Origin of the sequence: Companilactobacillus keshanensis (assembly GCF_003946205.1) — a bacterium.
Classification (GTDB): domain Bacteria; phylum Bacillota; class Bacilli; order Lactobacillales; family Lactobacillaceae; genus Companilactobacillus; species Companilactobacillus keshanensis.
This window is the reverse complement of sequence record NZ_RHOS01000007.1, coordinates 1-23695: the sequence shown is the minus strand read 5'-3', so window position 1 is coordinate 23695 and position 23695 is coordinate 1. Positions and strand designations below refer to the sequence as shown.

Below are 23695 nucleotides of genomic sequence, written 5' to 3'. Positions count from 1 at the left end.
TGATCACCGCCTAAAACAAAACCAGCTTATCGCCGGCCTTGATATCTTCTTTAGTGTAGTAATCATTGCCATGCTTAGTTAGATTCAAGATGACCTTATGCTTCTTATTATTTTTCAAAAGATATACTGTATCTTCATCTTTAACCGCACTGGCAGGAATCTTATATCCTAAGGACTTGTTTTTGATTTGAACATGCATACCATATGGCAAAGTTTCTTCTGTACTTACTTGAAAATGATAGTACGAAACAGCGGCTTTATTGTATGGAATAGCATCCTTTTGTGAATAAGTTCCGGCAATCTCTTTGCCGTTATTTTTTACAACTGTGACATCCTTACCAACTTTAACCTTATCCAAACTAAACTCGTTTACATTACCTAAGATCACTGGATTACCATAAATATAGCTGTTCCCCTCACTATCTTTATAGTAAGTTCCAGAAATCGGTGCAGTAACTACACGATTCTGTTGTTTATTAAGTTTATTCAACTTATCCTGTGCATCTGCCAAGCCCTGTTGATCTTTAGCCAGTTCAATTTGATCATCAGCTGACTTAGTAGTGTTCTTATTAACCTCTTGTATAGATAAATTGATCTGTCTAATTTCTAAATTAACGCTATTGATCTCACCAGACATATTTTCGTAAAAAGTAAAAATTGTCTGACCTTTAATAACTCTTTGACCATTAGTGACCTGTGTTGAAGCCAATACTTCATCTGTTGACTTAGGTTCAGCACTAACTGTATTTTTTTCATCAGCTTGGACAACACCGGTGAAATAATTTGTGCTCTGAGATTTTACTGTATAGGTAGTATATTTTGGCTCAGTTCCATTTCCTTTTCCCAGAGCTAAAAATATAACTATAGCGACTAAAACAACATTGATTCCCCAGATAACGATTTTTATTTTCTTCATACAATAATTCTCCCTATAATAGATAGTTTTAAGGATAACAGCCACTCTTTTAAAATCAAAATTACAAAAAAAGCGTAATAACAACTATTTGCTCAATATAGTCGTTATTACGCTTTTTATAATTAATAAATTTATATATTTTGAATATTATATCAATTTACACCGTTTTCGTTGACGTTTTGCCAATTTTTAAGCAGTCACTGCTTTTGAAGCCTTAACTGACTTTTTTGAACTCGACAAACGTTTTAAACCAATCCCTGTGAAACCACTGATAATAGAAAGAATTGGTGAAAGTAAACTGAAGAAACAGAATGGTAGAAATTCTAAGGTTGATACTCCCAATGTGTTGGCGGCAAAAGCACCAGCAACACCCCAAGGAATCAAGTAGTTGATAACTGTACCACCATCTTCAAGAACACGACTAAGAGCTAAATTATCAAGGCCACGTTTGTTGAATGTTTCCTTGAAAGCTTTACCAGGTAAAATAACTGATAAGTATTGTTCACCAACGAAGATATTAACGCCGATACCTGAAAGAATCGTAGCCGTAACTAGTGGACCTGGGGTTGTTAGACGTTTAGCAAGTGGTTGCATAGCCGTTTGAATAATATCAAACTTCATCAATAAACCACCAAGTGATAATGTAAGAAAGATCAATGAAACTGTACCCATCATTGAACTAATGCCACCACGAGTAAGTAAAGCATCAACACTGGTATTACCAGTTTTTGAGACAAATCCCGTTTCAATAAATCCGGCAACTGATTTAATAGGTGTTGAAGGATTCTCCACGAAGATCATTCCGATTGTAACGGTGATGTTTAAGATCAATGTAGCAATAGCAGGAATTTTAAGAAAGGCACAAACAAATAATAAAACGATTGGTAAAATGGCCCACCACGTAATTGTAAAATTAGAATTTAAAACATTTAAGGTTGTATCAATTTTTCCTAAGCTGGCACCTGAACCACTGTTACCTATAACAGCGTATAAAATCAAAGAAATTAAGAAAGCAGGAATTGTTGTCCACATAAGATTTTTGATATGACCAAACAAATCTGAACCGGCAATAGCTGAAGCCAAGTTAGTTGAATCTGAAAGCGGTGAAGTCTTATCACCAAAGATAGCACCTGAGATAATAGCTCCAGCAACTAAGGCTGGATTGATACCAATTGTTGCTCCCATTCCGAATAGTGCAATACCAATGGTTGAAATAATTGTAAAAGCACTACCGATTGAGGTTCCAATCAAAGCACAGACCAAGAAAACTGATGGTACAAACCACTGTGTGGAAATCATATGGAAACCAGCCACCATCATTGATGGAATAATTCCGGCTGCTATCCAAGTTCCAATTAAAGCTCCAATCAAAATGAAGATGAAGATTGGTACAATTCCGTTTTTGACACCATTCATAATACCGTTATGAATATCATCCCAACTATTCTTTCTTACTTTTGCCCAAAGAATTATTAGACCGATAACTACCAAGACTGGAGTTTGTGGTGAAAGACTAAACTTGATAACACTAGTACCTAAAACTATTAACATAACTATTAGAATCGTCATCGATTCTCTAAAACTTACTTTGTTTTCCATAATTATAATCTCCTCGAATTTTTTGCTTTAAATCGTCGAATCAATATCGAGGATTACCGCCTGAAGTCTCCATATCATTACCCCCTAAATATAAAAAAAGCCGCTCCTGTTATATATAAATAACAGGGACGACTTTTACCGTGGTACCACCCAATTTGAGAATAGTCTTAAAACTATTGCTCCACTCTTGAGAGATAACGGCTCTCTTTTTTACCGCTTGGATAACCAAGTCGTGTTTGGTATTTCTGTACTATATCCTGACCGATTCGCATCAACCACCGGCTTTCTTACACGCAGATACAGCATTACTTAGTTCAAACACTTAATTTGTTTATGTGATTGATATGAATATTAACAGTCTTTAAATTACAAGTCAAGCCATTATTTTAATAAATTTCTAATTTCATTTATTGCTTAAAATAAAATTAGCATTTTTTAAAAGTTTATTTAAAACTATCTCACTAACTTTTCCAACGACCTTACCATTTCTAGTATCGAAGTCGAAACAAGAGAAATTTATTGTTGAAATCATCCCTTTAACACCGCTGATTTGATCTGCGAAGGGCACAAAGAGATTATTATTCTCTAACATTTTAGAATTCGACGTGACTCCCATCCCTAATACAAGACCTGTTTGATCGTTATAACGATTATTTGATATTACAACCATTGGCCTTCGTATGTTGCCATTCTTTGAATCATGACCTCCCATTTCGTGTCCAGAATGGGGTTCAAAATCTATATATATAATTGCTCCTTGTTCAATCACGCTACATCCTCCAAATATTTAACTAAATAATTTCTTTACCCACAGCGCGACCACCATCTACTGGAAAATCCAATTCCTTCTTGATTGCCTCAAAATCATAATTATCATACTCTCCTGTAAACCAAGGGTTTTGTTGGGCGAGTTTGTAACTGATGCTTCCATCTGGTTCTCTTACAGCTTCAACCATCTCATTTTCAGAGAATCCTGATTCTTTGGGAATGGTCACAATTAGAGAATTTCCATTTTTTCTAACTTTAAATTTACCCAAATTAACCATTTCTTTCATAAGAATAACAACCTTTCAAAAAAAATTAATTCAATGCGTTTTGTATCCTTACCATATCATGTACATACTAAGTATGTACATGATTTTGCTTAAAAAAATAGAATGCTATAAGCATTCTATATAAATTACGCCATACGATGATCAATATATCTTGATAACAATGACAATGCATAACAAACCACAAAGTACATTACGGCCATAATTACAAAGACAGGAATGATGTAATTAGGATTTTGTCCATATACAACTTGACCGTGTTGCATAAGTTCTGGAACCACGATAATAGTTGCAAGCGATGTATCCTTGATCAACGAAATAAACTGACTAACTAACGCTGGGATCATTTTTTTATATGCTTGAGGTAAAATAACATGCCACATAGCTTGTCCCAGCTTCATACCTTGAGCACGAGCAGCCTCCATTTGTCCAATATCAACCGCCAAAATACCCGAACGAATAATCTCTGCAATCATCATCGATTCAAAGAATGTCATCGCTAAAATAGCAGCTGGAATTGTATCCGGTTTGAATCCAAAAGCCGGTAATCCAAAATACGTAAAGAAGATGATCAATAGTAAAGGTAAATTACGAACAACATCAATAATAAACCCAACTATTCTTGAAAAATAAGGAATTTTAGCATATCTGATGATTCCTAAAATTGATCCAAAAATAAAACTCAATACAACCGAAATTACGGAGATAAAAATCGTGATCCCCAACCCTTGGAGTAGGAATCGTATATTTATCCATGAATAAGCGTCTATCCAATTTTGCATAATACGTCCCCCTCTAAGCTAATTTTCTTTCTAGATGTTGCATATAGTAACTGATAGGCAAAGTAATAACCAAGTAGAATACACCAACTACAATATATGTATTTACTGTTTCAAACGTTGTTGAAGCAATCGCGTTTCCTTGATACATCAAATCAAATCCAGCAACAAAGGCTAAAACTGATGAGTTTTTGACCAAATTAATGAATTGGTTACCAAGTGGTGGAATCACCAATTTAAAAGCCTGTGGAAGCACAATATAACGCATAGCTTGCCAGAAAGTCATACCTTGGGCACGAGATGCTTCCATTTGCCCGATATCAACTGAATTGATCCCGGAACGAACGGTTTCAGCAATAAAGGCCGAAGTATAAATCGTCAAACCGATTGTTCCAGCAGTGAATCCGTTAATTTTAACAACATATAGTGGAATTACTAAATAGAAGAACATCGTAATAACCAACAGTGGGATATTACGGAAGATCTCAACATAAATGTTTCCAATAACACGGGCAGTTTTACTAGGCATAACCTCCAAAATTGCAAAGAGGGAACCAATGATCAAACTGAAAAATAAGGCCACGATACTGGATAGGACTGTCCATCCAAATCCAGAAATAAAGGCTGACCAATTATCTACAAGTAGTTTTATCATTTTCTAAGCACCTCCTTATAATTAAATCCAGGAACATTTCCAAACCACTTCATGATCAATTTGTTATACGTTCCATCGGCGATAACTTCTTTTAAACCTTTATTAATAGCTTTTTTGAAATCTCCCTGTCCCTTATTTATACCAATACCATAAGGTTCAGTTGTGAAGGTTCCACCGACCAATTTATATCCTGGGTTCTCAACTGCTAAACCAGCTAGGATAACATTATCTGTTGTCATAGCCTCACCTTGACCAGATTTCAAAGCAGTCAAAGCCTGAGCAAAGTCCGGCAATTGTAACACACGTGCTTTTGGAGCTATTTTTTGAATATTTTCGACGGAATTAGACCCAACTGCACTTGTAACGGTCTTACCATTTAAGTCTTTAACACTCTTAATAGAAGAACCTTTTTTTACCAGAATTGATTGTCCGGCGCTAAAATATGAGTCGGAGAAATCAATTACTTTTTTTCGATCTGGCAAAATGGACATTGTTGCAATGATCGCGTCAATATTTCCATTCTTTAACAATGGAATTCTGGATTGTGAAGTAACAGTAACAAATTTTGCTTTACCATTTTTACCCAGAACTTTTTTAGTGATAGCTTTAGCTAAGTCGATTTCAAATCCCTTTTCTTGGCCATCTTTAACATCAATTAAACCGATCAATTTTTGATCAGCCTTAACTCCCCAAGTAATAGTATTAGTTTGCTTGTCGTTTTCTAAAACATTTTGAGAAGACAGTGGTTGAGATCCACAGCCAGCCAAAGTCAAGACAAGGAGTAAGGACGTAATCAAAAGCGTTACATATTTAAACTTTTTCATATCGAACTCCCCCCTTTAATGCTTAATAATTTTACCTAAGAACTGGCTAGCACGTTCATTTGTAGGGTTATTAAAGAATGATTCAGTCTTGTCATCTTCAAGAATTTGTCCATCCGCCATGAAAATAACACGATTGGCAACTTCTTCGGCGAATCCCATTTCATGAGTAACAATAAGTGATGTCATATCACTTTGACTTGTAACATACTTAATAACACCCAAAACGTCATCGATCATTTCAGGATCCAAAGCACTAGTAGGTTCGTCAAAAAGCATGCAACGAGGTTTCATAGCCAGAGATCTAGCAATTGCCACACGCTGAGCTTGACCACCAGAAATTTGTGAAGGCATATTATGAGCTTTATCAGCTAATCCAACCTGATCTAATAAGTTCATAGCCATTTTCTTATTTTCGGCTTCATTCAATTTCAAAACAATTCTAGGTGCTAACATGACATTTTCTAGAACATCTTTATTGGCATATAAATTAAAATGCTGGAATACCATACCAACATCTGTTCTAATTCTGTTAATATCAGTTCCTTTATCGGCAATATCACGACCATTGACGATAAGCTGTCCTTTTTGAATAGTCTCCAAACCATTAACTGTTCTGGCTAGAGTACTTTTACCAGAACCAGAGGGTCCGATCAAAACTACGGTTTCCCCCTTATCAATCTTTAAGTTAATGTCCTTTAGTGCATGAAACTTTCCGTAATATTTTTGAACGTTACGAAATTCAATCATTGACGACATAAACTTTTCTCCCTTCTCTTCCCTATATAATCCTTACTGAAAAAAATGTATTAAAGAAATTTTAATGTTTTAAAAAACATTTAGCAACAAAAATCGTTTAAGTGACCCACTTTGTTCGGGTTACTTCCCTCAAATTTAAATCACCTAATCACTGTGATACCACCATTTGTATGAGATTTAAACCTCTAAATAGAATTTTTATATTTTTTAAAACTTTTTATTCGTTTTTAAGAATATAGCTATTCCCGAACATAAATTAAATAATATCTTAAGTATTTTTATTAAATGAGCCTAATTTCAGAAAACTGTATGGAAATGATTTTCATAGAAAGATAAAAAGCTCTTACCATCTTCATTTCGGAAAAGTAAGAGCTCTTTATTTACGGGAAATTTGTTGAGGATTTCTCACATTATTTAACGGGGGATAGCTCCTCATTTAAGGAGCTGGGGTCTAAAGAATCATTTATTCCGTAGACCCCAGTTCCCTAAAGGGAACTATTTTAGAACGATCTTCTTATATAGGTAACGTGTGACAAAGTAATAACCTAAATACAAGATAATGAATATTCCAAATGGTATTTCGATATTCATATATGGTTTATACAAAATTTTTGAAAACATCTGCAATCCGATCAAGACATGAATAATACCTAGTCCAGCTGGAACTGCGAACAAAACGGCAATTTCTTTATTGATATTGGAACGTAAAACTTTAGTTCTAGTACCGATCTTATAAAGCATGTTGTAACGCTTAACATCGCTACTAGCACCGGACAATATCTTAAACATCAAGCAACTTGCTAGCATTGCTAGAAAGGCGATTCCTAAGAAGAGACCCATGAATTCTAACCCTGAAAAAATTCCGTTAACCATTACATAAGCATCATATTTACTTGCTCCGCTTCCCTTTAGTTCTGGATAACGCTTTTGTTCTGATTGATTGATTTTCTTGATTGTAGCTAAGTCCTTGTTGAACGATTTTGTTTTAACTAAAGTTAGACTATTAGCTTTAGAATCAATACTGTCGAATTTAGCACCATCAACTACAGAAATCTTAGAAGTTCTATATCTTGGTAAATTATTATTCAATAATTCATATGAGACATCTGCATTAGAAGGATCAGTTGTTGAACTAGTTTTACCAATCATTGATTTCATATTGAATTTTTGATATTTAAATGGTGTTTTCTTAAACTCACTTGCTTGGTAATACACAGTACCTTTAGAAGCTTTGTATGAATAAGTTACAACTTGTTTAGTATTAAGTTTATCGATTCTTTTTTGTTGAGAGTTATTAATATTATTTACTGTAACATCATAATAGTTTTGACCGTCAACTACGGTTGAAATCTGATTTTGGAATCCAAGTCCAACAGTAATAGCACCTAATGCTAAGGCAAACATCATTGCGACCATTGAAAGAATTTTAGTGTAATCAGAAATTCTAAAGCTCAATTGTGACAAGGTGAAGTTATTAAGTCCCTTTTGTGAGAATTTTTTATTTCTCTTCAAAGCTGATATAACGGCTATAATAACAGCATTGATCATAAAGTAAGTTCCGATAACAATAGTGAACAAGGCAACAGGTACACCTAAGTAAATAAGAACGGGATTACTTCCCATAACAATCATTGTTCCGTAACCAATTCCTAAAAAGACAATCCCTAAGATAACTTGAAATACCTTTAAGGCTTTGTTCTTTTTAATTCGCGCCGGTTGGCTATCTTTATGTAACAGTGTTAAAACCTTAGTACGACGAATTGAAATTGAATTTTTTAAAGCTGAAAAAATGAATATCACTATAAAAAATGCAAATGTGATCAACAGGGCTGGTAAATAGAAACTATTAAAGTGCGTAACTTTCATATCCAAGGATTTAATGATTAATTGACTGACAAAACTAGTCGCTACAATTCCTATAACGCTTCCCAATACAGTGGCGATTGCACCTATAGTAAAGGTTTCAACGAAAATCATTTTGGAGATCTTACTACTTTTGGCTCCAAGCATCATGAACATGCCGTACTCTTTTTGACGCATACTAAGTAAAAATCCGTTAGCGTAATTGATATAAACTATCGTTATAATTGCTAATAGTACTGCTCCGAATCCATAAATGAAACTAGTAGCTTGTGCTGGTGAATTTGATTTTAAAAATGAACTATTAGTTGCAAGCGACATAAACATATAAAAGATTGCCGAGGCGATGATAAGTCCTGAAAATAACACGCTATAATCTCGCAAGCGATGCTTAATGCCGCTTAATGCTAGTTTGTTTAACAATTTTCTTTCCCCTTTGATTTATATTCTTTATTCTGCAAATGTTCCTAATGAATCTAATATTTCTTGATAAAATTCACCACGAGTATGATCATCCCTCTTCAATTCTTGTCCGATCTCACCATCTTTTATAAAGATGATACGATCACAATAACTAGCTGAAAATGGATCATGTGTAACTAGAAGAATTGAGACATTATCTTCATGATTGATTTTGCTCATAGTATCTAATAGAGCACGAGCACTCTTTGAATCAAGGGCTCCAGTTGGCTCATCGCCAAAGACAATTGCTGGATCATGAACTAAAGCACGAGCGGCGGCAACCCTTTGTTTTTGACCTCCTGATAATTCAGTTGGATAGTGATTCAAAATATCAGTTAAACCTAATTTTTTAGAAATACTCATAACTGCTGGATCAATTTTTTTGGAATCCGTATTTTGTAAAGCTAATGGCAAGGCAATGTTTTCATAAGCTGTCAAATTCTCTAGTAAGTTAAAATCTTGAAAAATGAAACCAATTTTATTGGCACGAAAATCGGCCATTTCATTAGTATTTAATTTAGTTATGTCTTGTCCACCAATATGAACTTGACCACTTGTTGGAGTATCTAAAGTAGATAAAATGTTCAATAAAGTTGTTTTACCGGAACCAGATGCCCCCATGATGCCAACAAACTCACCAGGTTCAACTTCAAAATTAACATCTGATAAAGCTTTATATTGCTTTTCTCCTGCCTTACCATATATTTTTTCGATATTTTTTACTTCTACGATTTTTTGCATTTGATCTCTCCTCCATTTGATATATCTATCTTAAGAAAATTAGCTATTAAAGTCGTTTGATTCTTCTTACAACTTCTTACAAATTTGTAAGAGACTACTTCTTAAAAAAAAAGAACCTGCATAAGCAGATTCCAATTTTTAAAATGCACTCTCTTATCTAATCCATCAGCATAAATGAAATACGCAACTCTTTGCATTAAGGCTGGGTCTTCTTTATCATCATCAGATTTACCATATGACCTTAGAAGTACTTCTTTGATGTTATCCAGCTTAGGATTCTTTGATTTAGACAGACTATTATATAAACTGTGCATTGCTTCTTTACCCTTATTTTCAATACATATTTCCTCTAAAAATATCAAAATTTTAATTGGCAAATAGCCAACTAAATAATATCAGGATTTCGCTCAACTAAATCTTTATAAAAATTAGCATTAGTCATACATACATAAGGAATTACCCAGATCAAGGCTATCCCAAAAGTGATATATCCTAAAAGGTACCAGCCGATATAACTAAGTTGTAAAACAAAATAACGCCATTTATTTCCATCCATCAACTGACGACTTTTAGTAATATAATCAGTAAAAGCATATTTATCACCATCACCTTTTGCTTGAACGTCTTTATAAATGAAATATGCTTGTGAATAAGAACAGATCTTAATATATCCTGGGAAAACTAATAATAATAACCATAAAATTATGAAAAACCTTTTGATTATATAGATAACTATCAAATGCCACCAGTCTGGATTACGATAATACGTAAAATTACTCTTTAATGGTGAAAAATCTAAATCTGGATTTCTTAACCAATCAAGACTTCTGAAAAACACTGATAAAAATAAAACTATAAGAATTATGCCAATGATTCCGCCAGTAGAGACTAGTTTAAATGAGTGCAGATATAAAGTTGCGGGATCATAAGTTAAAGTTGCAGCACTAGTTTCTGATTTTGAATAAAAAATATTAGCTATACTTAAAAGGATCATTATCAAATAAAGCATTAATGCTTGACCTAAATCTTTTTTCAATAAAATTTTAACTTCCCTTTTTAATTCTTTTCTAGTTCGATAATTTTTCAAGTTTAATACTCCCTTCCCATACATAAAATCATACAGAAAAGCTATTTAAAACAAAAGGTTGATCGTCTTTCTTCCTATTATGGTGAGTTTTATAAATCCATGTTATTATTTAAACAGACTATCGAAAGGATGGACCTTACACATGTGGTTAGAAATGAGATTAAGAAAAACCCATATTTCAAACAAATAATTAAACGGCATTAATACCCTGGGGTTTTGGTGCCACCAGGAGGATTTATGAAAGAATTAAATAATACAAAAGAACGCGTTATTGTTGCCGGGGTTAGTCATCTACAGCCTGATTTCGAATATACAATGGAAGAACTAGCTTCATTAGTTGAAGCAAACAATATGGAAGTCGCTGACGTCATCAAGCAAAACGTCAACAGTGTCAGTGCCAAAACTTATTTTGGTTCTGGTAAAGTTACCGAAATCAAAGAAATTGCCAATGCTGATGATGTTACAACTATCGTCTTAAATGATGAATTAACTCCATCACAAATCAGAAACCTCGAAAAGGAAACTAAGTTGAGTTTCATGGACCGAACAGAACTGATCCTACAGGTTTTCTCTAATCGTGCACATACTAAACAAGCTAAATTACAAGTTGAAATTGCCAAACTACAATATCAACTTCCAAGGATCCATCCATCAGGTAATCCGCTGGATCAGCAATCTTCCTCAGGTGGTCTAGCTAACCGTGGTGCTGGTGAAACAAAACTAGAATTAGATCGTCGTGTGATCCGCAAACGTATTACCTATCTAAAAGATCAACTAAAAACAGTCGATCAAACGATCGATGTTCAAAGCAGAAGACGTACTAACACGACTATGCCACTAGTTTCATTAGTTGGCTATACAAATGCCGGTAAATCCACAACTATGAATGGAATATTGAGCTTTAACAAAGAAGATTCTGACGATCGTAAAGTATTTGAAAAAGATATGCTTTTTGCAACATTGGACACTAGTGTTAGAAAAATTGATTTAGAAGACAATACCAGTTTTCTCCTATCAGATACTGTTGGTTTCGTTAGCAAATTGCCACATAATTTGATTGAGTCTTTTAAGACAACTTTAAAGGAAGCTAAGGAAGCTGACTTATTAGTTCAAGTTATTGATGTTAGTGATGAACACTGGAGAAATATGCTTGAAGTTACTGAAAAGACGCTTAAAGAAGTTGGAGTTAAAGATAAGCCAATGATTTATGCCTTCAATAAGGCCGATCTTAAACCTGATCAACAATTTCCAAGTATCGAAGGAGACAATATCTACTATTCAGCAATAGATAAGAAATCAATTGAAACCTTAGTAAATCTGATCAAGAAAAAATTGTATTCTGACTTTAAAACGGTAGATCTTATGATCCCCTACGATAAACAAAAAATTGCCGAACAAGTATTGCGAACTTCTCAAGTTATCAAAAAGGAATTTCTAAATGAAGGCTCATTGATCACAGCTAATCTTAGTCCAGATGAAATGGCTGAATATGGAGAGTTTGTTTCAGAATAGTCGCCTACGGGAGAGAGGTATTCGCCTGCAGTAGGACCGGTCCGATCCAAGGTCTCGTACCTCGATTTTGAGCTTTGCTTTCGCAAATCTCGAAATACGTCCATTCCGTAAGGCGTCTACGATGTCCAACGGAATTTTTACTGCCGGAGAAATCCCTCTTCCCTCCGGCTCGATTGTTGCCCTATTATAAAAGAAAATAACTAAGAATATAAATTGGTATTTTAAATGGCTATATCTCAAATTAAAAAGGGATATGGCCATTTTATTGTATATAACTACAGAAAAAGGAGTCGAACGGTAAACCCGTTCATACTCCACCGACGATTCTGAGATTTGCGAAAGCAAATCTCAAAATCGAGACTCCAGACCAAGACCGGATTCGGTCGCGTAACAGATGGAATCACTCGTAGCCTTCGGCGGAACACTCCTAAAATAATGTTTTAGGCATTTTATACAACATTTTATTATCCTTTAACAAAATATTAGAGGTTTTTTAATAAAAAGTTCTTGTATTTAATGTTTTATGGTGTACTCTAATTATTGTGATGCTTTTAGGGAGGTTAAGTAATGAAATTTAAAAAGTATTTGTTAGCACTATTTCCGCTCTTTGCGATAGCGCTGATTTTGTCTGGCTGCGGTTCTAATACCGAAAAAGATGACAAGAAAACACTTGCCATCAGTTCAAATGATGTTATCGCAACTATGGACTCATCAATGAATACCGATGTCATCGGTTCGCAAAATCTATCCAATACAATGGAAGGTTTATACCGATTTGACGGTAAAAAATTGCAACCCGCTGTTGCAAAAAAGATCGTTAAACCAACTAATAATGGTAAAACCTATACGATTGAACTGCGACATACCAAATGGTCTAACGGTAAACCCGTAACGGCCCAGGATTTCGTTTACGCATGGCGCAGAACTGTTGATCCAAAAACAGCTTCTGAATATGCCTACATTTATAGTGGAATAAAAAATGCTGATAAAATTAGTGCCGGTAAGAAACCGGTCAACACTTTGGGGATAAAGGCACTAAATAAATATAAGATCCAAGTTGATCTAGATTCACCAATTCCATACTTCAATACCTTGGTGGTAAATTCACCATTCCTACCATTATATAAGCCAGCTGTCGAGAAGGCTGGTAAACAATATGGTTTAAAGAGTACTGGTATGGTCTTAAATGGTCCATTTAAGTTAATTAAATGGAATGTTTCTGACAACAACTGGACTGAAGTTAAAAATAATAAATATTGGAATGCTAAAAAAGTTAGATTGAATAAACTTGAATACTACGTTGTAAAAGATGCAAATACTGGTTTGAATCTTTACGATACTAACCGTATCAACCGTCTTCAACAAATCAGTGGTGACACTGCTCGTCAGGTTTCAAGTTATAAATCATTCAGCTCTGAACAAACCGCAAGTAACTATTATTTGGAATTAAATCAAAAGAAATATAAATTCTTTAGAAATAAAAAGATCAGACAAGCCATTTCAATGTCGATCGACCGTAAACAATTAACTGAAAACATCTTAGGTAAGACCGGTAGTATCGAGGATACACTAGTACCAGAGAAGATGTCTTACAACCCTAAGACTGGTACAGATTTTACTAAGGAAAAGACCTTAGACTCAGTAAATAAATATTCAGAATATAATCCTAAACTTGCCAAGAAACTTTGGAAAGAAGGAATAAAAGAGACTGGTCAAAAAGATCTCAGCTTTACTATTTTGGGTGATGATACTGATGCAGCTAAGAAACAAGATGAATTCCTTCAAGGTCAATTATCAAAGAACCTACCTGGAATTAAAGTTTCCTTGCAAAATGTTCCATTCAAGTCACGTTTAGATAAATCAATCAGCGGTGACTTTGACATGGTCGTTTCAGCTTGGACAGCTGACTTCCCAGATCCTGTCAGCTTCTTAGACTGTTTTACATCTGATAGTTCAATTAATGATGGTAAGTACTCTAATAAAGCTTACGATGCCTTAGTTAAGAAGAGTTCCACTACTGATGCAAACAATGAAAGTGCCAGATGGCAAGATATGCTTGATGCAACTAAGATCTTAACTGAAGATCAAGGTGCAGTTGTTCTTTATCAACTAAACCAGGCAAACTTGACTAAATCTAATGTTGAAAATTATCGTATTTCACCAAATGGCGGTTATAACCTTGTTACCGTCTATAAAAAATAACTAAAGTTAGGGAGATTAAATATGGCAAAATATATTCTCAAAAGAATTCTTTACCTGTTTTTGACCCTATTCATAATTGCTTCGATCACCTTCTTTTTAATGAAGATGCTACCTGGTACACCGTTCTCTAATCAGAATCGTCTTTCACCAGATCAATTAGCAATCGTTAAAGCACAATATGGATTGGATCAACCAATATTTATTCAATATATTCGTTATATAGGTGGATTATTCCAAGGAAATCTTGGAACTTCATTCCAATTTAACAACGAACCTGTTACACAACTAATTGGCCAACGTTTAGCACCTTCAATGCAAATTGGTGCTCAAGCTATGGTACTTGGTACTATTCTTGGTATCTTACTTGGTGCCGTTGCTGCCATCAGAAAAAATTCATGGGTCGATACACTAGCAACTTTTGTATCAATTTTAGGAATCTCCATTCCATCATTTGTTTTGGCCGTTTTACTACAATTTTATCTAGCCTACAAATGGCACATTTACCCAGTTGCTCTCTGGGACAATTTCCAATCAAGTGTTCTACCAACAATCGCTTTGGCTGCGTTGCCTTTAGGTAATGTTGCTCGGTTTATGAGAACTGAAATGGTTGATGTTTTGAGTAGTGACTATATCGAACTTGCTAAGTCAAAAGGTAATTCTGAATGGCAAGTCGTTATCAAACATGCCCTACGTAATTCATTGATCCCAATCGTTACTATTATTGGACCTATGGCTGTTTCAACTATGACTGGTTCAATGGTTGTTGAGAATATCTTCTCAATCCCTGGTATCGGTGAACAGTTCGTTAAATCAATTACAACTAATGACTACCCAACTATCATGGGACTAACGATCTTCTATTCATTCTTATTGATTTTAGTCTTCTTAGTTGTTGATATTTTATATGTACTTATTGATCCAAGAATCAGACTAGGAAATGGAGGTAATGACTAATGGAAATTCCTCAAATACCCAAGGATAAATTCAAATTCTTAAATAATGCGGGTAATAAGGAACAAGAAAAGATCGGCACACCCGCTCTAACTTATATGCAAGATGTTCGTCGTCGTCTTTTCAAAAATAAAGTAGCTGTCGTTTGTTTAACACTGCTAACAATTATTGTCTTTATCTCTGTTTTTGCTCCAATAATTGCACCATATAACCCTAATGCTCAACATGCTACCCTATCTAACCTTCCTCCAAAATTAGGTAACTTGAATATTCCAGGATTTAACGGTTATCAAAACATGGGTGGAAAAATGGTCGATGCCTATGCCCAGGTTCACGCTCCTAAAGGTACCCACTATCTGCTTGGTACTGATTATCTTGGCCGTGATCTTTTATCAAGAATTATCTATGGTACTCGTCTTTCACTTATCGTTGCTGTCTTGGCTACTTTAGTTGATCTATTGATCGGTATCCCTTACGGTATCGTTTCAGGTTGGAAAGGTGGAATGACTGATAACGTTATGCAACGTATCGTTGAAATAGTTTCTTCAGTTCCTAACTTGATCGTGGTTATTTTGATGATGATCATCTTAAAACCTGGTCTTATCTCAATTGTTCTAGCTATCGCTATTACTGATTGGGTCACAATGGCCCGTCTGATCCGTGCACAGACATTCCAGCTTAAAGAGCAAGAATACGTTCTAGCTGCACGTACACTAGGTGAGTCATCAACTAAAATTGCTACAAAACATCTGATCCCTAACTTATCTTCAACAATCATTATTCAGACAATGTTTACAATTCCAAATGCGATCTTCTTTGAAGCCTTCTTGAGTTTCATTGGTATTGGTATCCCTGCACCAAATGCATCATTAGGTACATTGTTATCTGATGGTCAAAAAGCCTTCAGATTCCTACCATATCAAATGTGGGCTCCAGCAATTATCTTGAGTATCATCATGATTGCTACCAACTTACTAGGTGATGGTCTACGTGATGCTTTTGACCCACAATCATCAGATTAATAACTAAGGAGAAAGAATAAGCAATGGATAAAATTCTAGAAGTAAAAGATCTGCATGTTAACTTTGCTACCTATAATGGTACTGTCCAAGCTATTCGAGGAGTGAATTTCGATCTTTCCGCCGGTGAAACCTTAGCTATTGTTGGTGAATCTGGTTCTGGTAAGTCGATCACTGTTCGTTCTATCTTACAGTTACTTGCAAAAAACGCAGACATAAATAAGGGAACTATCCTCTATCATGGTGAGGACCTTCTCAAAAAAAGTAAAAAAGAAATGGATAACATCCGAGGAAATAAGATCTCTATGATTTTCCAAGATCCTATGACATCGCTTGATCCAACAATGACAATCGGAAAACAGGTTGCTGAACCATTATTGATCCACAACAAAGTTTCCAAAAAAGAGGCCTTAGGACGTGCCGAAGAAGTTCTACGTTTAGTTGGCATCCCTAACCCTAAAGAGAGAATGAATGACTACCCTCACCAATTCTCTGGTGGTCAAAGACAACGTATCGTTATTGCGATTGCCATCGTTGATTATCCAGAAATTTTAATTGCCGATGAACCAACAACAGCTTTGGATGTTACTGTTCAAGCTCAGATCATCGACTTATTAAAAGAATTACAACAAAAAATCGGTACTGCAATCATCTTTATCACCCATGACCTTGGAGTCGTGGCTGGTATTGCTGATCGTGTAGCTGTTATGTACGCTGGTAAATTTGTGGAGTATGGTTCCGTTGATGAAGTCTTCTACAATCCTCAACATCCCTACACTTGGGGCTTATTAGACTCAATGCCAACCTTGGATACAAGTGAAGACGATCATTTGAATTCAATTCCTGGTACACCACCTAACCTGCTCGATCCTCCAAAGGGCGATGCTTTTGCACCACGTAATGAATACGCCATGCAAATTGACCTCGAGGAACAACCACCATTCTTTAAAATATCAAAGACTCATTACGCCGCAACTTGGCTCTTACATCCAGATGCACCGAAAGTAACACCGCCAAAGGGTATTCAAAAACGCTTTGAAAAATTTAAAAAGTTAGGAGACAGTAAATAATGGCCGAAGATAAAGAAGCAATTGTCCAAGTCAAACATTTAAAACAATATTTTAATATTGGCAAACCTAACGAAGTAAAAGCTGTCGATGACGTTTCATTTAATATCTATAAAGGTGAAACTTTCGGATTAGTTGGTGAATCTGGTTCTGGTAAGAGTACTACCGGACGCAGTATAATCAGGCTCTATGATCCAACTAGCGGACAGATCATGTTCAATGGTAAAGATATCAGTAAGATCAAAAGCCATGGCCCACAGATGAAGAAATTCCGTCGTGAAATGCAGATGATCTTCCAAGACCCTTATGCCTCTTTGAATCCTAGAATGAAGGTTAAAGATATCATTGCTGAAGGTCTCGATGTGCATGGATTAGTCAAAAACGATGACGAACGTGACAAACGTGTTCGTGAATTACTCGATATGGTCCATCTAAATCCAGAACATATGACTCGTTATCCATATGAATTTTCTGGTGGTCAAAGACAACGTATCGGTATTGCCAGAGCTTTAGCAGTTGATCCTCAATTCATTATTGCTGATGAACCAATTTCAGCCCTTGATGTGTCGATTCAAGCTCAAGTCGTAAACTTGATGCAGGACATTCAAAAAGAGCAAGGATTAACTTATATGTTCATTGCTCATGATCTTTCAATGGTTAAATATATCAGTGATAGAATTGCTGTTATGTATCAAGGAAAAATCGTTGAATTGGCTGATGCTGATGAGATTTATTCTCATCCACTTCACCCTTACACAAAAAGTTTACTTTCGGCAATCCCTGTCCCTGATCCTGAAATAGAAAAAACTCGTCAAAGAATCGACTTTGACCATAAGAGTTCTTTCCACAAAGGACAAAAGTTGCAAGAAGTTATACCTGGACATTTCCTATATTGTGATGATACAAAAGCTGCTACCTTTAAATAAAAAAAAGCGTGTGATCAATTTAAGATCATACGCTTTTTTGAAGCTCCATTTATCATAGTGTTCTATGATCATTATTAACCAGATGACACAAAAATCCCGCATCTTTAGACGATGCGGGATTATTTTTTAAAATATATATCTGGGGAGGAAATATATTTTATTCGTATATATAGGGGATTATTTAATTAGGGGATTAAATAAGGATTTTTCAATTTATGAAGAAAATTTTTTCAGGGATCATTTAGAAACTAGGTCGTTCACCTCTTTGCTTTTTGACTATGCTTAAATAATAACGTCAAAATATGAAGAGGTTATTTTGAAACTGCGACTAATTAACTAACAATCTGTGAAGAAACTGTGAGGACGAGGTTATGCCTAGATGTCGTATATACAATTACACAAATTCATTTGATACTTATCTAAAAATTTTTCATTATCTTCAAATAAAAAAATAAGAGCATGCCCTGAAGGCAAGCTCTTATTTTCATTCTTGTAATCAAATCTTGTAAATATATCTGGGGAGGATATATTGTAATTGTTTTTTCTTATATCAGGGGATTAAATAATAAGGATTTTTTATAGGGATTAAATTTATAAGTAAAAGTATCTATCTAAGCTTTAACGGGGATTAAAACCTAGGATCTCGTATTTCATTCGGTCACCTCTTCTTTGTTTTGACTATGCTTAAATAATAGCTTTCATCTATGAAGAATTAATTCCTAAAGTAGGAATAATTATCAATCAATTTGTGAAGAAATTGTGAGGTGATCAGTAAATATACAGAAAAACAGGACCTGCTGTAGGCAGATCCTGTTTTATTTCGAAAATATATATCAGGGGGGGAAATATATTTTCACTTGTGTAATCTCTTATATCAGGATTATTTAATTGGGGGATTAAATAATAAATAAGGATTTTTTAGGGATTAAATTTTATAGGGGATTAATCATTTATATTGTATTTTTGTAAGTGAGTTTTAAGAAAAACATTATCTTGTTTTAAGGGGGATTAAAACTTGATAGGGAGTCTAATATTTCATCCGGTCACCTCTTCTTTGTTTTTGACTATGCTTAAATAATAGCTTTCATTTATGAATAATTAATTGCCAAATTACGAATAAAAAAATAATAATTTGTGAAGAAATTGTGAGGTTCTCGTAATATTAGAATACTAAATTACAGCGATATTATTATTGGTGTTCTATAATAATGAAGAAAACATTCTTAAGGAGGTAATTTTATGAAACTATCAAAGGATCAAAAGAGTAACTTAAAATCAGCTATACTCGCTGGAACTCTTGCTGGAGTAGCATCTGGATTTGTTAAACTAGGTTGGGAAAATGTTTTACCTCCTAGAACTGCAGAACGTGACGAAACTAACCCACCCCAGACTCTACTTCAACAATTCGGCATCCCTAGCAAATGGACTCATGCTACTTACACATATTCTGGACATAAATTACCTTGGGTCAGTTATTTAGTTCATTTTGGATTCTCAACTTCTTTTGCCATCATTTATGAAGTTTTAGCTGAATATAAACCTTTTATCAGAAAGGGTGCTGGTAGTATTTTTGGATTGGCCATTTGGGCCGCATTCCATCTTGGTATCATGCCTATGATGAAGACTGTCCCTTCAGCCAAAGATCAACCAACAGAAGAACATATTTCAGAAGCATTAGGACACATTGCTTGGATGTGGACTAATGACGTTGTCGGACAAGAATTATATCGTCGTTTAACGTCAAAAAAGTAGGCGCTATCTATGAATAAATGGCAAACGTCTATCCCAGAAAGACTCAGCTATGGGCTGAGCGATGCAGCAGATAACTTAGTATTCCAAATGATGACCATGTATCTGCTGTTTTTTTATACTGATGTTTTTGGACTAACTCCTAATGAAGCCGCTGTTTTGTTCGTGGTGGCACGTGCAGCAGATGTTTTTGAAAGTCTGATCATTGGTGTAATGATCGATAATACACACTCAAAATGGGGTAAAAGCCGACCATTCTTTCTCTGGTTCTCATTCCCTTATGTTATCTTCGCCGTTCTAACCTTTGTCACACCAAATTTTTTACCTCATGCTGGTAAACTAGTCTGGGCATACGTAACTTATCTTGGGCTTGGTTTCTTCTATACGGCGGTTAATTTACCAATAACGTCGATCTTACCAACTATGACTGAAAACGAAAAAGAAACTACCCTATTGGGTGTTATCAGACAATTTTTTGGAAGTTCAGTTCAAATTATCGTTGCTACTTTTACGATTCCTTTAGTGGCTTTATTTGGGAAAGGTGATCAACAAAAGGGATTCCTACTGACGATCATACTATTCGGATTTATTTCTCTAGCTTTAATTTTAAATACCTTTTTCCACGTCCGTGAACGTTTTACTAATGAAGAAATAAATCATCAACCACTCGGCGCCGTCTGGAAAATGTTAAAGCAGAATAAGCCATGGATGGTTATTTCAATCGTTATCTTCCTATATTGGATGACTACCGCCATCAAGAATCAAACGATTATTTATTATTTTAAATACGTAATCCGTGAGGAAAATTTAGTCTCGCTAGCTAATAGTTTTACTTTGACCGCTCTGATCGGAGTTGTTTCAATTTATTTTGTTTCCGAACATTTAGGCAAGAAAAATACCATGCTGACGGGGATTGGCACGGCATTTATTGGTCAATTGATCATTACTTATGCTGCCTATAGTGAGAATATGCCAGTGTTGTTCTTTGGCATTCTTGTCAATTCCATTGGTAACGGCTTTATAATTGGATTAGTTTCAATTATGATTGCAGACACGATTCGCTATGGTACTGCCATGGGAATTCAAGCTGAAGGTGTCTTGGCTTCAACTGATGACTTTGGCGTTAACCTGGGACTGGGATTAGGTGGTTTAGTTACCGCCGAGTCTTTACAGTTAACAGGTTATGTATCTAATAAGTCACAATCGGCCGCCACCATTTCAGCAATTAATTTAAACTTTGCTTTAATCCCACTGGGATTATATATAATCATGTTCTTAATCTTGCTTGCCTATAATGAAAGTAAGATCCAAGCTAAAATTAACGAAATTACAGAATAAAACAAAATAAAAACCACAAGAAATCATTAATTTCTTGTAGTTTTTATTTTATGTAAGAATTCTTTTAAACTCGTTTAGCTAATATACTAATAGCATTATTTCTTCTATTTCAATTCAAATGGATATTTCATTCCCCATTCATTTCTGACACTGTCTAAAATATGAGCGACATCACCAGATAAAGCTAATTGTCCATCATCATGGCCTTCTTTAATATAACGTTGCATATCAGATACCTCATATTCCAAGGCTTGTTCAGCATTACCAGACGTAATCGTATGAGTCGTTTGTTTATGAGCATCTTCGGTATAAGTTATTTCTGCAGACGTTGCTCGAGGATAGTTGTTTATCTCAACATATCCTTTAGTACCTGAAATAATTCCTCGTTTAGGCTGTTTAGCTCGCATAGATAAAGCCATAACTGCCATTTGTTCAGATGAATTTTTTAAAATAATACCTGATTGCTCATCCACACCTGTTTCAAAATATTTAACAGTCGTCAAAATATTATTGGGTTGTTCTTTAAGAAAAGTTCTGGCAAATGCCGTTGCGTAACCTCCAATATCTAATAAGGCTCCACCTGCTAGTTCTTTATTAAAGAAACGATTTTTAGGATCATAATCTTTTAAACTACCAAAATTCACTTGTACTAATTTAACATCACCAATTTCTCCAGAATTAATTAAATCTCTGACTTGATCATAAATTGGCATATGTAAAAGTGTGAATCCTTCAGTTAAAATCAAGTTATTTTTAGTTGCCAATTCTTTTACTTCATCAAATTGTGTGGCATTAACAGTTATTGCCTTCTCACAAAAAACGTGCTTACCGGCATTTAAAGCTTTTTTGATATATTCAAAATGATAAGTATGTGGTGTGGCAATATAAATAACATCAATATCAGGATCTTTGATCATTTCGTCCGGATCTTTATAAGTTTTGGAAATATTTTTTTCAGAAGCAAACTTTTGCAACTTATCTTCATTCAAATCTGCAACAGCATAAATAGTTCCATTAACTTTATTTAAGGCATCGGCCATTTCATGTGCTATCCAACCAGTTCCAATCATTCCCCAATTATATGTCATTATGCGGTCTCCTTAGAAAAATTATTTCATATCTAAAACATCAATGAAATTTAATTTCATAATAGGCCGTTCCATGAAATTTGTCAATACATCTAAATTTTTCTATCAGCAATAATTCCCTCGTGTTTAATAATTTGAGAGCGTCGCTTTTCATCTTTAGACACTAATAATAGAAATAATGTTTCAATTAGACTAGCTGACGCTATTCTTGAAAAATAATATTCCGACTGAAAAACTCTTTGACGTACAGCCGTAGTTAGATGATATTCAGATTTTCTTGCAATTGGTGAATCAGCTCGATTAGTCATAGAAATAACTATAAGCTTTTTTTGATGAGCTACTTCTATTTGCTCTAAAAGTTCCCTAGATTCTCCTGAATTAGAAATAACTACTAGAATATCTTGATCAGTCAAATTCATAGTTTGAGCCAATGATGTTTCCCATGCGGCATCACCAATGGCTAACATTCCTATTTGATTAAATTTATATATAGCATCTTCAACTACCGGATATGTATTACCTTCAGCTGTAAATTGAATTATTCTTGCCTTAGTCAAAATTTGTAGAATTTGTTTCAATTCTTCCTCTGGTAAGTTTTCTATGGTCTTTTTTATTTCTAAAGATTTATTGTCGATAATATTTGATAACGACTTTTTAAGATCAGATTCGTCCACTGATTTATATCCATCATCTTGATTAGAAATTTGGGCTAATTTTATTTTTAATTGATGAAATCCACTTATATCAATATTTTTACAAAATCTAGAAACAGATGCTTCACTGACATCAGCCTTTTTTGCTAATTGGGCAATTGTAAAATTAACAACTAATTGAGAATTTTCAATAATAATTTGAGCAATTTTTTTATCAGTTAATGACATTTTAGGTAATTTTTCATAAATTACATCAATAATATTCTTTTCGTTTTTCATATTTATCCTCTTTACAGTCATCTTATCAGAAATGAACAAAAAAAGACTGTCAACTGAAGTGCCCTAAAATTGTTAGACATAATCTAACAACTTTGGGGGCACTTTTTTTTATGACCAAATACTCTTCAGAATTCAAAGTCAAACTAGTAAATGAATACTTTGATGGACAAATTTCTATAC

At 34.6% G+C, this 23695-nt stretch carries 22 protein-coding genes; 8 read left to right on the top strand and 14 right to left on the bottom strand.

The features are described from left to right. Positions 1-10: 10 nt before the first annotated feature. The 12 genes from EKM64_RS05435 to EKM64_RS05380 all read right to left on the bottom strand — a co-directional run bounded on the left by EKM64_RS05435 (position 11) and on the right by EKM64_RS05380 (position 10731). Complete coding sequence (locus tag EKM64_RS05435) at positions 11-916, bottom strand: efflux RND transporter periplasmic adaptor subunit (protein WP_125676405.1); 906 nt, start codon at positions 914-916, stop codon at positions 11-13. 189 nt (positions 917-1105) lie between these two features. Next, positions 1106-2515 (bottom strand): Na+/H+ antiporter NhaC, encoded by a 1410-nt coding sequence (gene nhaC, locus EKM64_RS05430; RefSeq protein WP_125676403.1) that lies wholly within the window; start codon positions 2513-2515, stop codon positions 1106-1108. Between the two features lie 403 nt (positions 2516-2918). Next, complete coding sequence (locus tag EKM64_RS05425) at positions 2919-3284, bottom strand: type II toxin-antitoxin system PemK/MazF family toxin (RefSeq protein WP_225420963.1); 366 nt, start codon at positions 3282-3284, stop codon at positions 2919-2921. Positions 3285-3306: 22 nt separating this feature from the next. Further along, the gene (locus EKM64_RS05420; protein ID WP_125676399.1) at positions 3307-3570 is read right to left on the bottom strand and encodes an AbrB/MazE/SpoVT family DNA-binding domain-containing protein; all 264 of its coding nucleotides are present in this window, start codon (positions 3568-3570) and stop codon (positions 3307-3309) included. Between the two features lie 125 nt (positions 3571-3695). Continuing rightward, the gene (locus EKM64_RS05415; RefSeq protein ID WP_125676397.1) at positions 3696-4349 is read right to left on the bottom strand and encodes an amino acid ABC transporter permease; all 654 of its coding nucleotides are present in this window, start codon (positions 4347-4349) and stop codon (positions 3696-3698) included. Between the two features lie 13 nt (positions 4350-4362). After that, positions 4363-5001, bottom strand: coding sequence for an amino acid ABC transporter permease (locus EKM64_RS05410; protein ID WP_125676395.1), 639 nt, complete (start codon positions 4999-5001; stop codon positions 4363-4365). Then, on the bottom strand, positions 4998-5825 hold the full coding sequence (locus tag EKM64_RS05405; protein WP_125676392.1) for a glutamate ABC transporter substrate-binding protein: 828 nt from the start codon (positions 5823-5825) through the stop codon (positions 4998-5000). The genes EKM64_RS05410 and EKM64_RS05405 overlap by 4 nt, the downstream gene beginning before the upstream one ends. A 15-nt stretch (positions 5826-5840) precedes the next feature. Next, positions 5841-6572 (bottom strand): amino acid ABC transporter ATP-binding protein, encoded by a 732-nt coding sequence (locus EKM64_RS05400; RefSeq protein ID WP_191988521.1) that lies wholly within the window; start codon positions 6570-6572, stop codon positions 5841-5843. A 504-nt stretch (positions 6573-7076) separates the two neighbouring features. Beyond that, positions 7077-8864 (bottom strand): FtsX-like permease family protein, encoded by a 1788-nt coding sequence (locus tag EKM64_RS05395; protein ID WP_125676388.1) that lies wholly within the window; start codon positions 8862-8864, stop codon positions 7077-7079. A 27-nt stretch (positions 8865-8891) separates the two neighbouring features. Beyond that, positions 8892-9644: an ABC transporter ATP-binding protein gene (locus tag EKM64_RS05390; protein ID WP_125676386.1), complete on the bottom strand. Its 753-nt coding sequence runs from the start codon at positions 9642-9644 to the stop codon at positions 8892-8894. Between the two features lie 101 nt (positions 9645-9745). Continuing rightward, positions 9746-9958: a hypothetical protein gene (locus EKM64_RS05385; protein WP_125676384.1), complete on the bottom strand. Its 213-nt coding sequence runs from the start codon at positions 9956-9958 to the stop codon at positions 9746-9748. Between the two features lie 71 nt (positions 9959-10029). Continuing rightward, positions 10030-10731, bottom strand: coding sequence for a DUF975 family protein (locus tag EKM64_RS05380; protein WP_125676382.1), 702 nt, complete (start codon positions 10729-10731; stop codon positions 10030-10032). A gap of 237 nt (positions 10732-10968) precedes the next feature. On the opposite strand from EKM64_RS05380, the gene hflX reads away from it, so the two are divergent. The 8 genes from hflX to EKM64_RS05340 all read left to right on the top strand — a co-directional run bounded on the left by hflX (position 10969) and on the right by EKM64_RS05340 (position 21495). Then, positions 10969-12243 carry a GTPase HflX gene (gene hflX / locus EKM64_RS05375; RefSeq protein ID WP_125676380.1) on the top strand — a complete coding sequence of 425 codons (1275 nt, stop codon included), beginning with the start codon at positions 10969-10971 and terminating at the stop codon, positions 12241-12243. 567 nt (positions 12244-12810) lie between these two features. Then, a complete protein-coding gene (locus EKM64_RS05370) occupies positions 12811-14445 on the top strand; it encodes a peptide ABC transporter substrate-binding protein (RefSeq protein ID WP_125676378.1) in 1635 nt (544 codons plus the stop codon). A 21-nt stretch (positions 14446-14466) separates the two neighbouring features. Beyond that, positions 14467-15399 carry an oligopeptide ABC transporter permease gene (gene opp3b / locus EKM64_RS05365; protein WP_125676376.1) on the top strand — a complete coding sequence of 311 codons (933 nt, stop codon included), beginning with the start codon at positions 14467-14469 and terminating at the stop codon, positions 15397-15399. After that, entirely contained in the window at positions 15399-16418 is a 1020-nt protein-coding gene (locus EKM64_RS05360) for an ABC transporter permease (protein WP_125676374.1), read from the top strand. The genes opp3b and EKM64_RS05360 overlap by 1 nt, the downstream gene beginning before the upstream one ends. Positions 16419-16441: 23 nt before the next feature. Beyond that, positions 16442-17485, top strand: a complete 1044-nt coding sequence (locus EKM64_RS05355) for an ABC transporter ATP-binding protein (protein ID WP_125676372.1) — start codon at positions 16442-16444, stop codon at positions 17483-17485. Next, on the top strand, positions 17485-18408 hold the full coding sequence (locus tag EKM64_RS05350; protein ID WP_125676370.1) for an ABC transporter ATP-binding protein: 924 nt from the start codon (positions 17485-17487) through the stop codon (positions 18406-18408). The genes EKM64_RS05355 and EKM64_RS05350 overlap by 1 nt, the downstream gene beginning before the upstream one ends. A gap of 1239 nt (positions 18409-19647) precedes the next feature. Continuing rightward, positions 19648-20160 (top strand): DUF1440 domain-containing protein, encoded by a 513-nt coding sequence (locus EKM64_RS05345; RefSeq protein WP_125676368.1) that lies wholly within the window; start codon positions 19648-19650, stop codon positions 20158-20160. Positions 20161-20169: 9 nt separating this feature from the next. Beyond that, positions 20170-21495, top strand: coding sequence for an MFS transporter (locus tag EKM64_RS05340; protein ID WP_125676366.1), 1326 nt, complete (start codon positions 20170-20172; stop codon positions 21493-21495). A 104-nt stretch (positions 21496-21599) separates the two neighbouring features. Here the strand turns inward: EKM64_RS05340 and EKM64_RS05335 are convergent, their stop codons facing one another. Both EKM64_RS05335 and EKM64_RS05330 read right to left on the bottom strand, forming a co-directional pair. Then, positions 21600-22586, bottom strand: coding sequence for a Gfo/Idh/MocA family protein (locus tag EKM64_RS05335; RefSeq protein WP_125676364.1), 987 nt, complete (start codon positions 22584-22586; stop codon positions 21600-21602). A gap of 89 nt (positions 22587-22675) precedes the next feature. Then, positions 22676-23515 (bottom strand): MurR/RpiR family transcriptional regulator, encoded by an 840-nt coding sequence (locus tag EKM64_RS05330; protein WP_125676362.1) that lies wholly within the window; start codon positions 23513-23515, stop codon positions 22676-22678. Positions 23516-23695 lie beyond the last annotated feature (180 nt).

Coding starts and splice junctions, on each gene's coding strand:
- EKM64_RS05435 (WP_125676405.1), bottom strand. CDS start 916: ATGAAGAAAATAAAAATCGTTATCTGGGGAATCAATGTTGTTTTAGTC.
- nhaC (WP_125676403.1), bottom strand. CDS start 2,515: ATGGAAAACAAAGTAAGTTTTAGAGAATCGATGACGATTCTAATAGTT.
- EKM64_RS05420 (WP_125676399.1), bottom strand. CDS start 3,570: ATGAAAGAAATGGTTAATTTGGGTAAATTTAAAGTTAGAAAAAATGGA.
- EKM64_RS05415 (WP_125676397.1), bottom strand. CDS start 4,349: ATGCAAAATTGGATAGACGCTTATTCATGGATAAATATACGATTCCTA.
- EKM64_RS05410 (WP_125676395.1), bottom strand. CDS start 5,001: ATGATAAAACTACTTGTAGATAATTGGTCAGCCTTTATTTCTGGATTT.
- EKM64_RS05405 (WP_125676392.1), bottom strand. CDS start 5,825: ATGAAAAAGTTTAAATATGTAACGCTTTTGATTACGTCCTTACTCCTT.
- EKM64_RS05400 (WP_191988521.1), bottom strand. CDS start 6,572: ATGATTGAATTTCGTAACGTTCAAAAATATTACGGAAAGTTTCATGCA.
- EKM64_RS05390 (WP_125676386.1), bottom strand. CDS start 9,644: ATGCAAAAAATCGTAGAAGTAAAAAATATCGAAAAAATATATGGTAAG.
- EKM64_RS05385 (WP_125676384.1), bottom strand. CDS start 9,958: ATGCACAGTTTATATAATAGTCTGTCTAAATCAAAGAATCCTAAGCTG.
- hflX (WP_125676380.1), top strand. CDS start 10,969: ATGAAAGAATTAAATAATACAAAAGAACGCGTTATTGTTGCCGGGGTT.
- EKM64_RS05370 (WP_125676378.1), top strand. CDS start 12,811: ATGAAATTTAAAAAGTATTTGTTAGCACTATTTCCGCTCTTTGCGATA.
- opp3b (WP_125676376.1), top strand. CDS start 14,467: ATGGCAAAATATATTCTCAAAAGAATTCTTTACCTGTTTTTGACCCTA.
- EKM64_RS05360 (WP_125676374.1), top strand. CDS start 15,399: ATGGAAATTCCTCAAATACCCAAGGATAAATTCAAATTCTTAAATAAT.
- EKM64_RS05355 (WP_125676372.1), top strand. CDS start 16,442: ATGGATAAAATTCTAGAAGTAAAAGATCTGCATGTTAACTTTGCTACC.
- EKM64_RS05350 (WP_125676370.1), top strand. CDS start 17,485: ATGGCCGAAGATAAAGAAGCAATTGTCCAAGTCAAACATTTAAAACAA.
- EKM64_RS05345 (WP_125676368.1), top strand. CDS start 19,648: ATGAAACTATCAAAGGATCAAAAGAGTAACTTAAAATCAGCTATACTC.
- EKM64_RS05340 (WP_125676366.1), top strand. CDS start 20,170: ATGAATAAATGGCAAACGTCTATCCCAGAAAGACTCAGCTATGGGCTG.
- EKM64_RS05330 (WP_125676362.1), bottom strand. CDS start 23,515: ATGAAAAACGAAAAGAATATTATTGATGTAATTTATGAAAAATTACCT.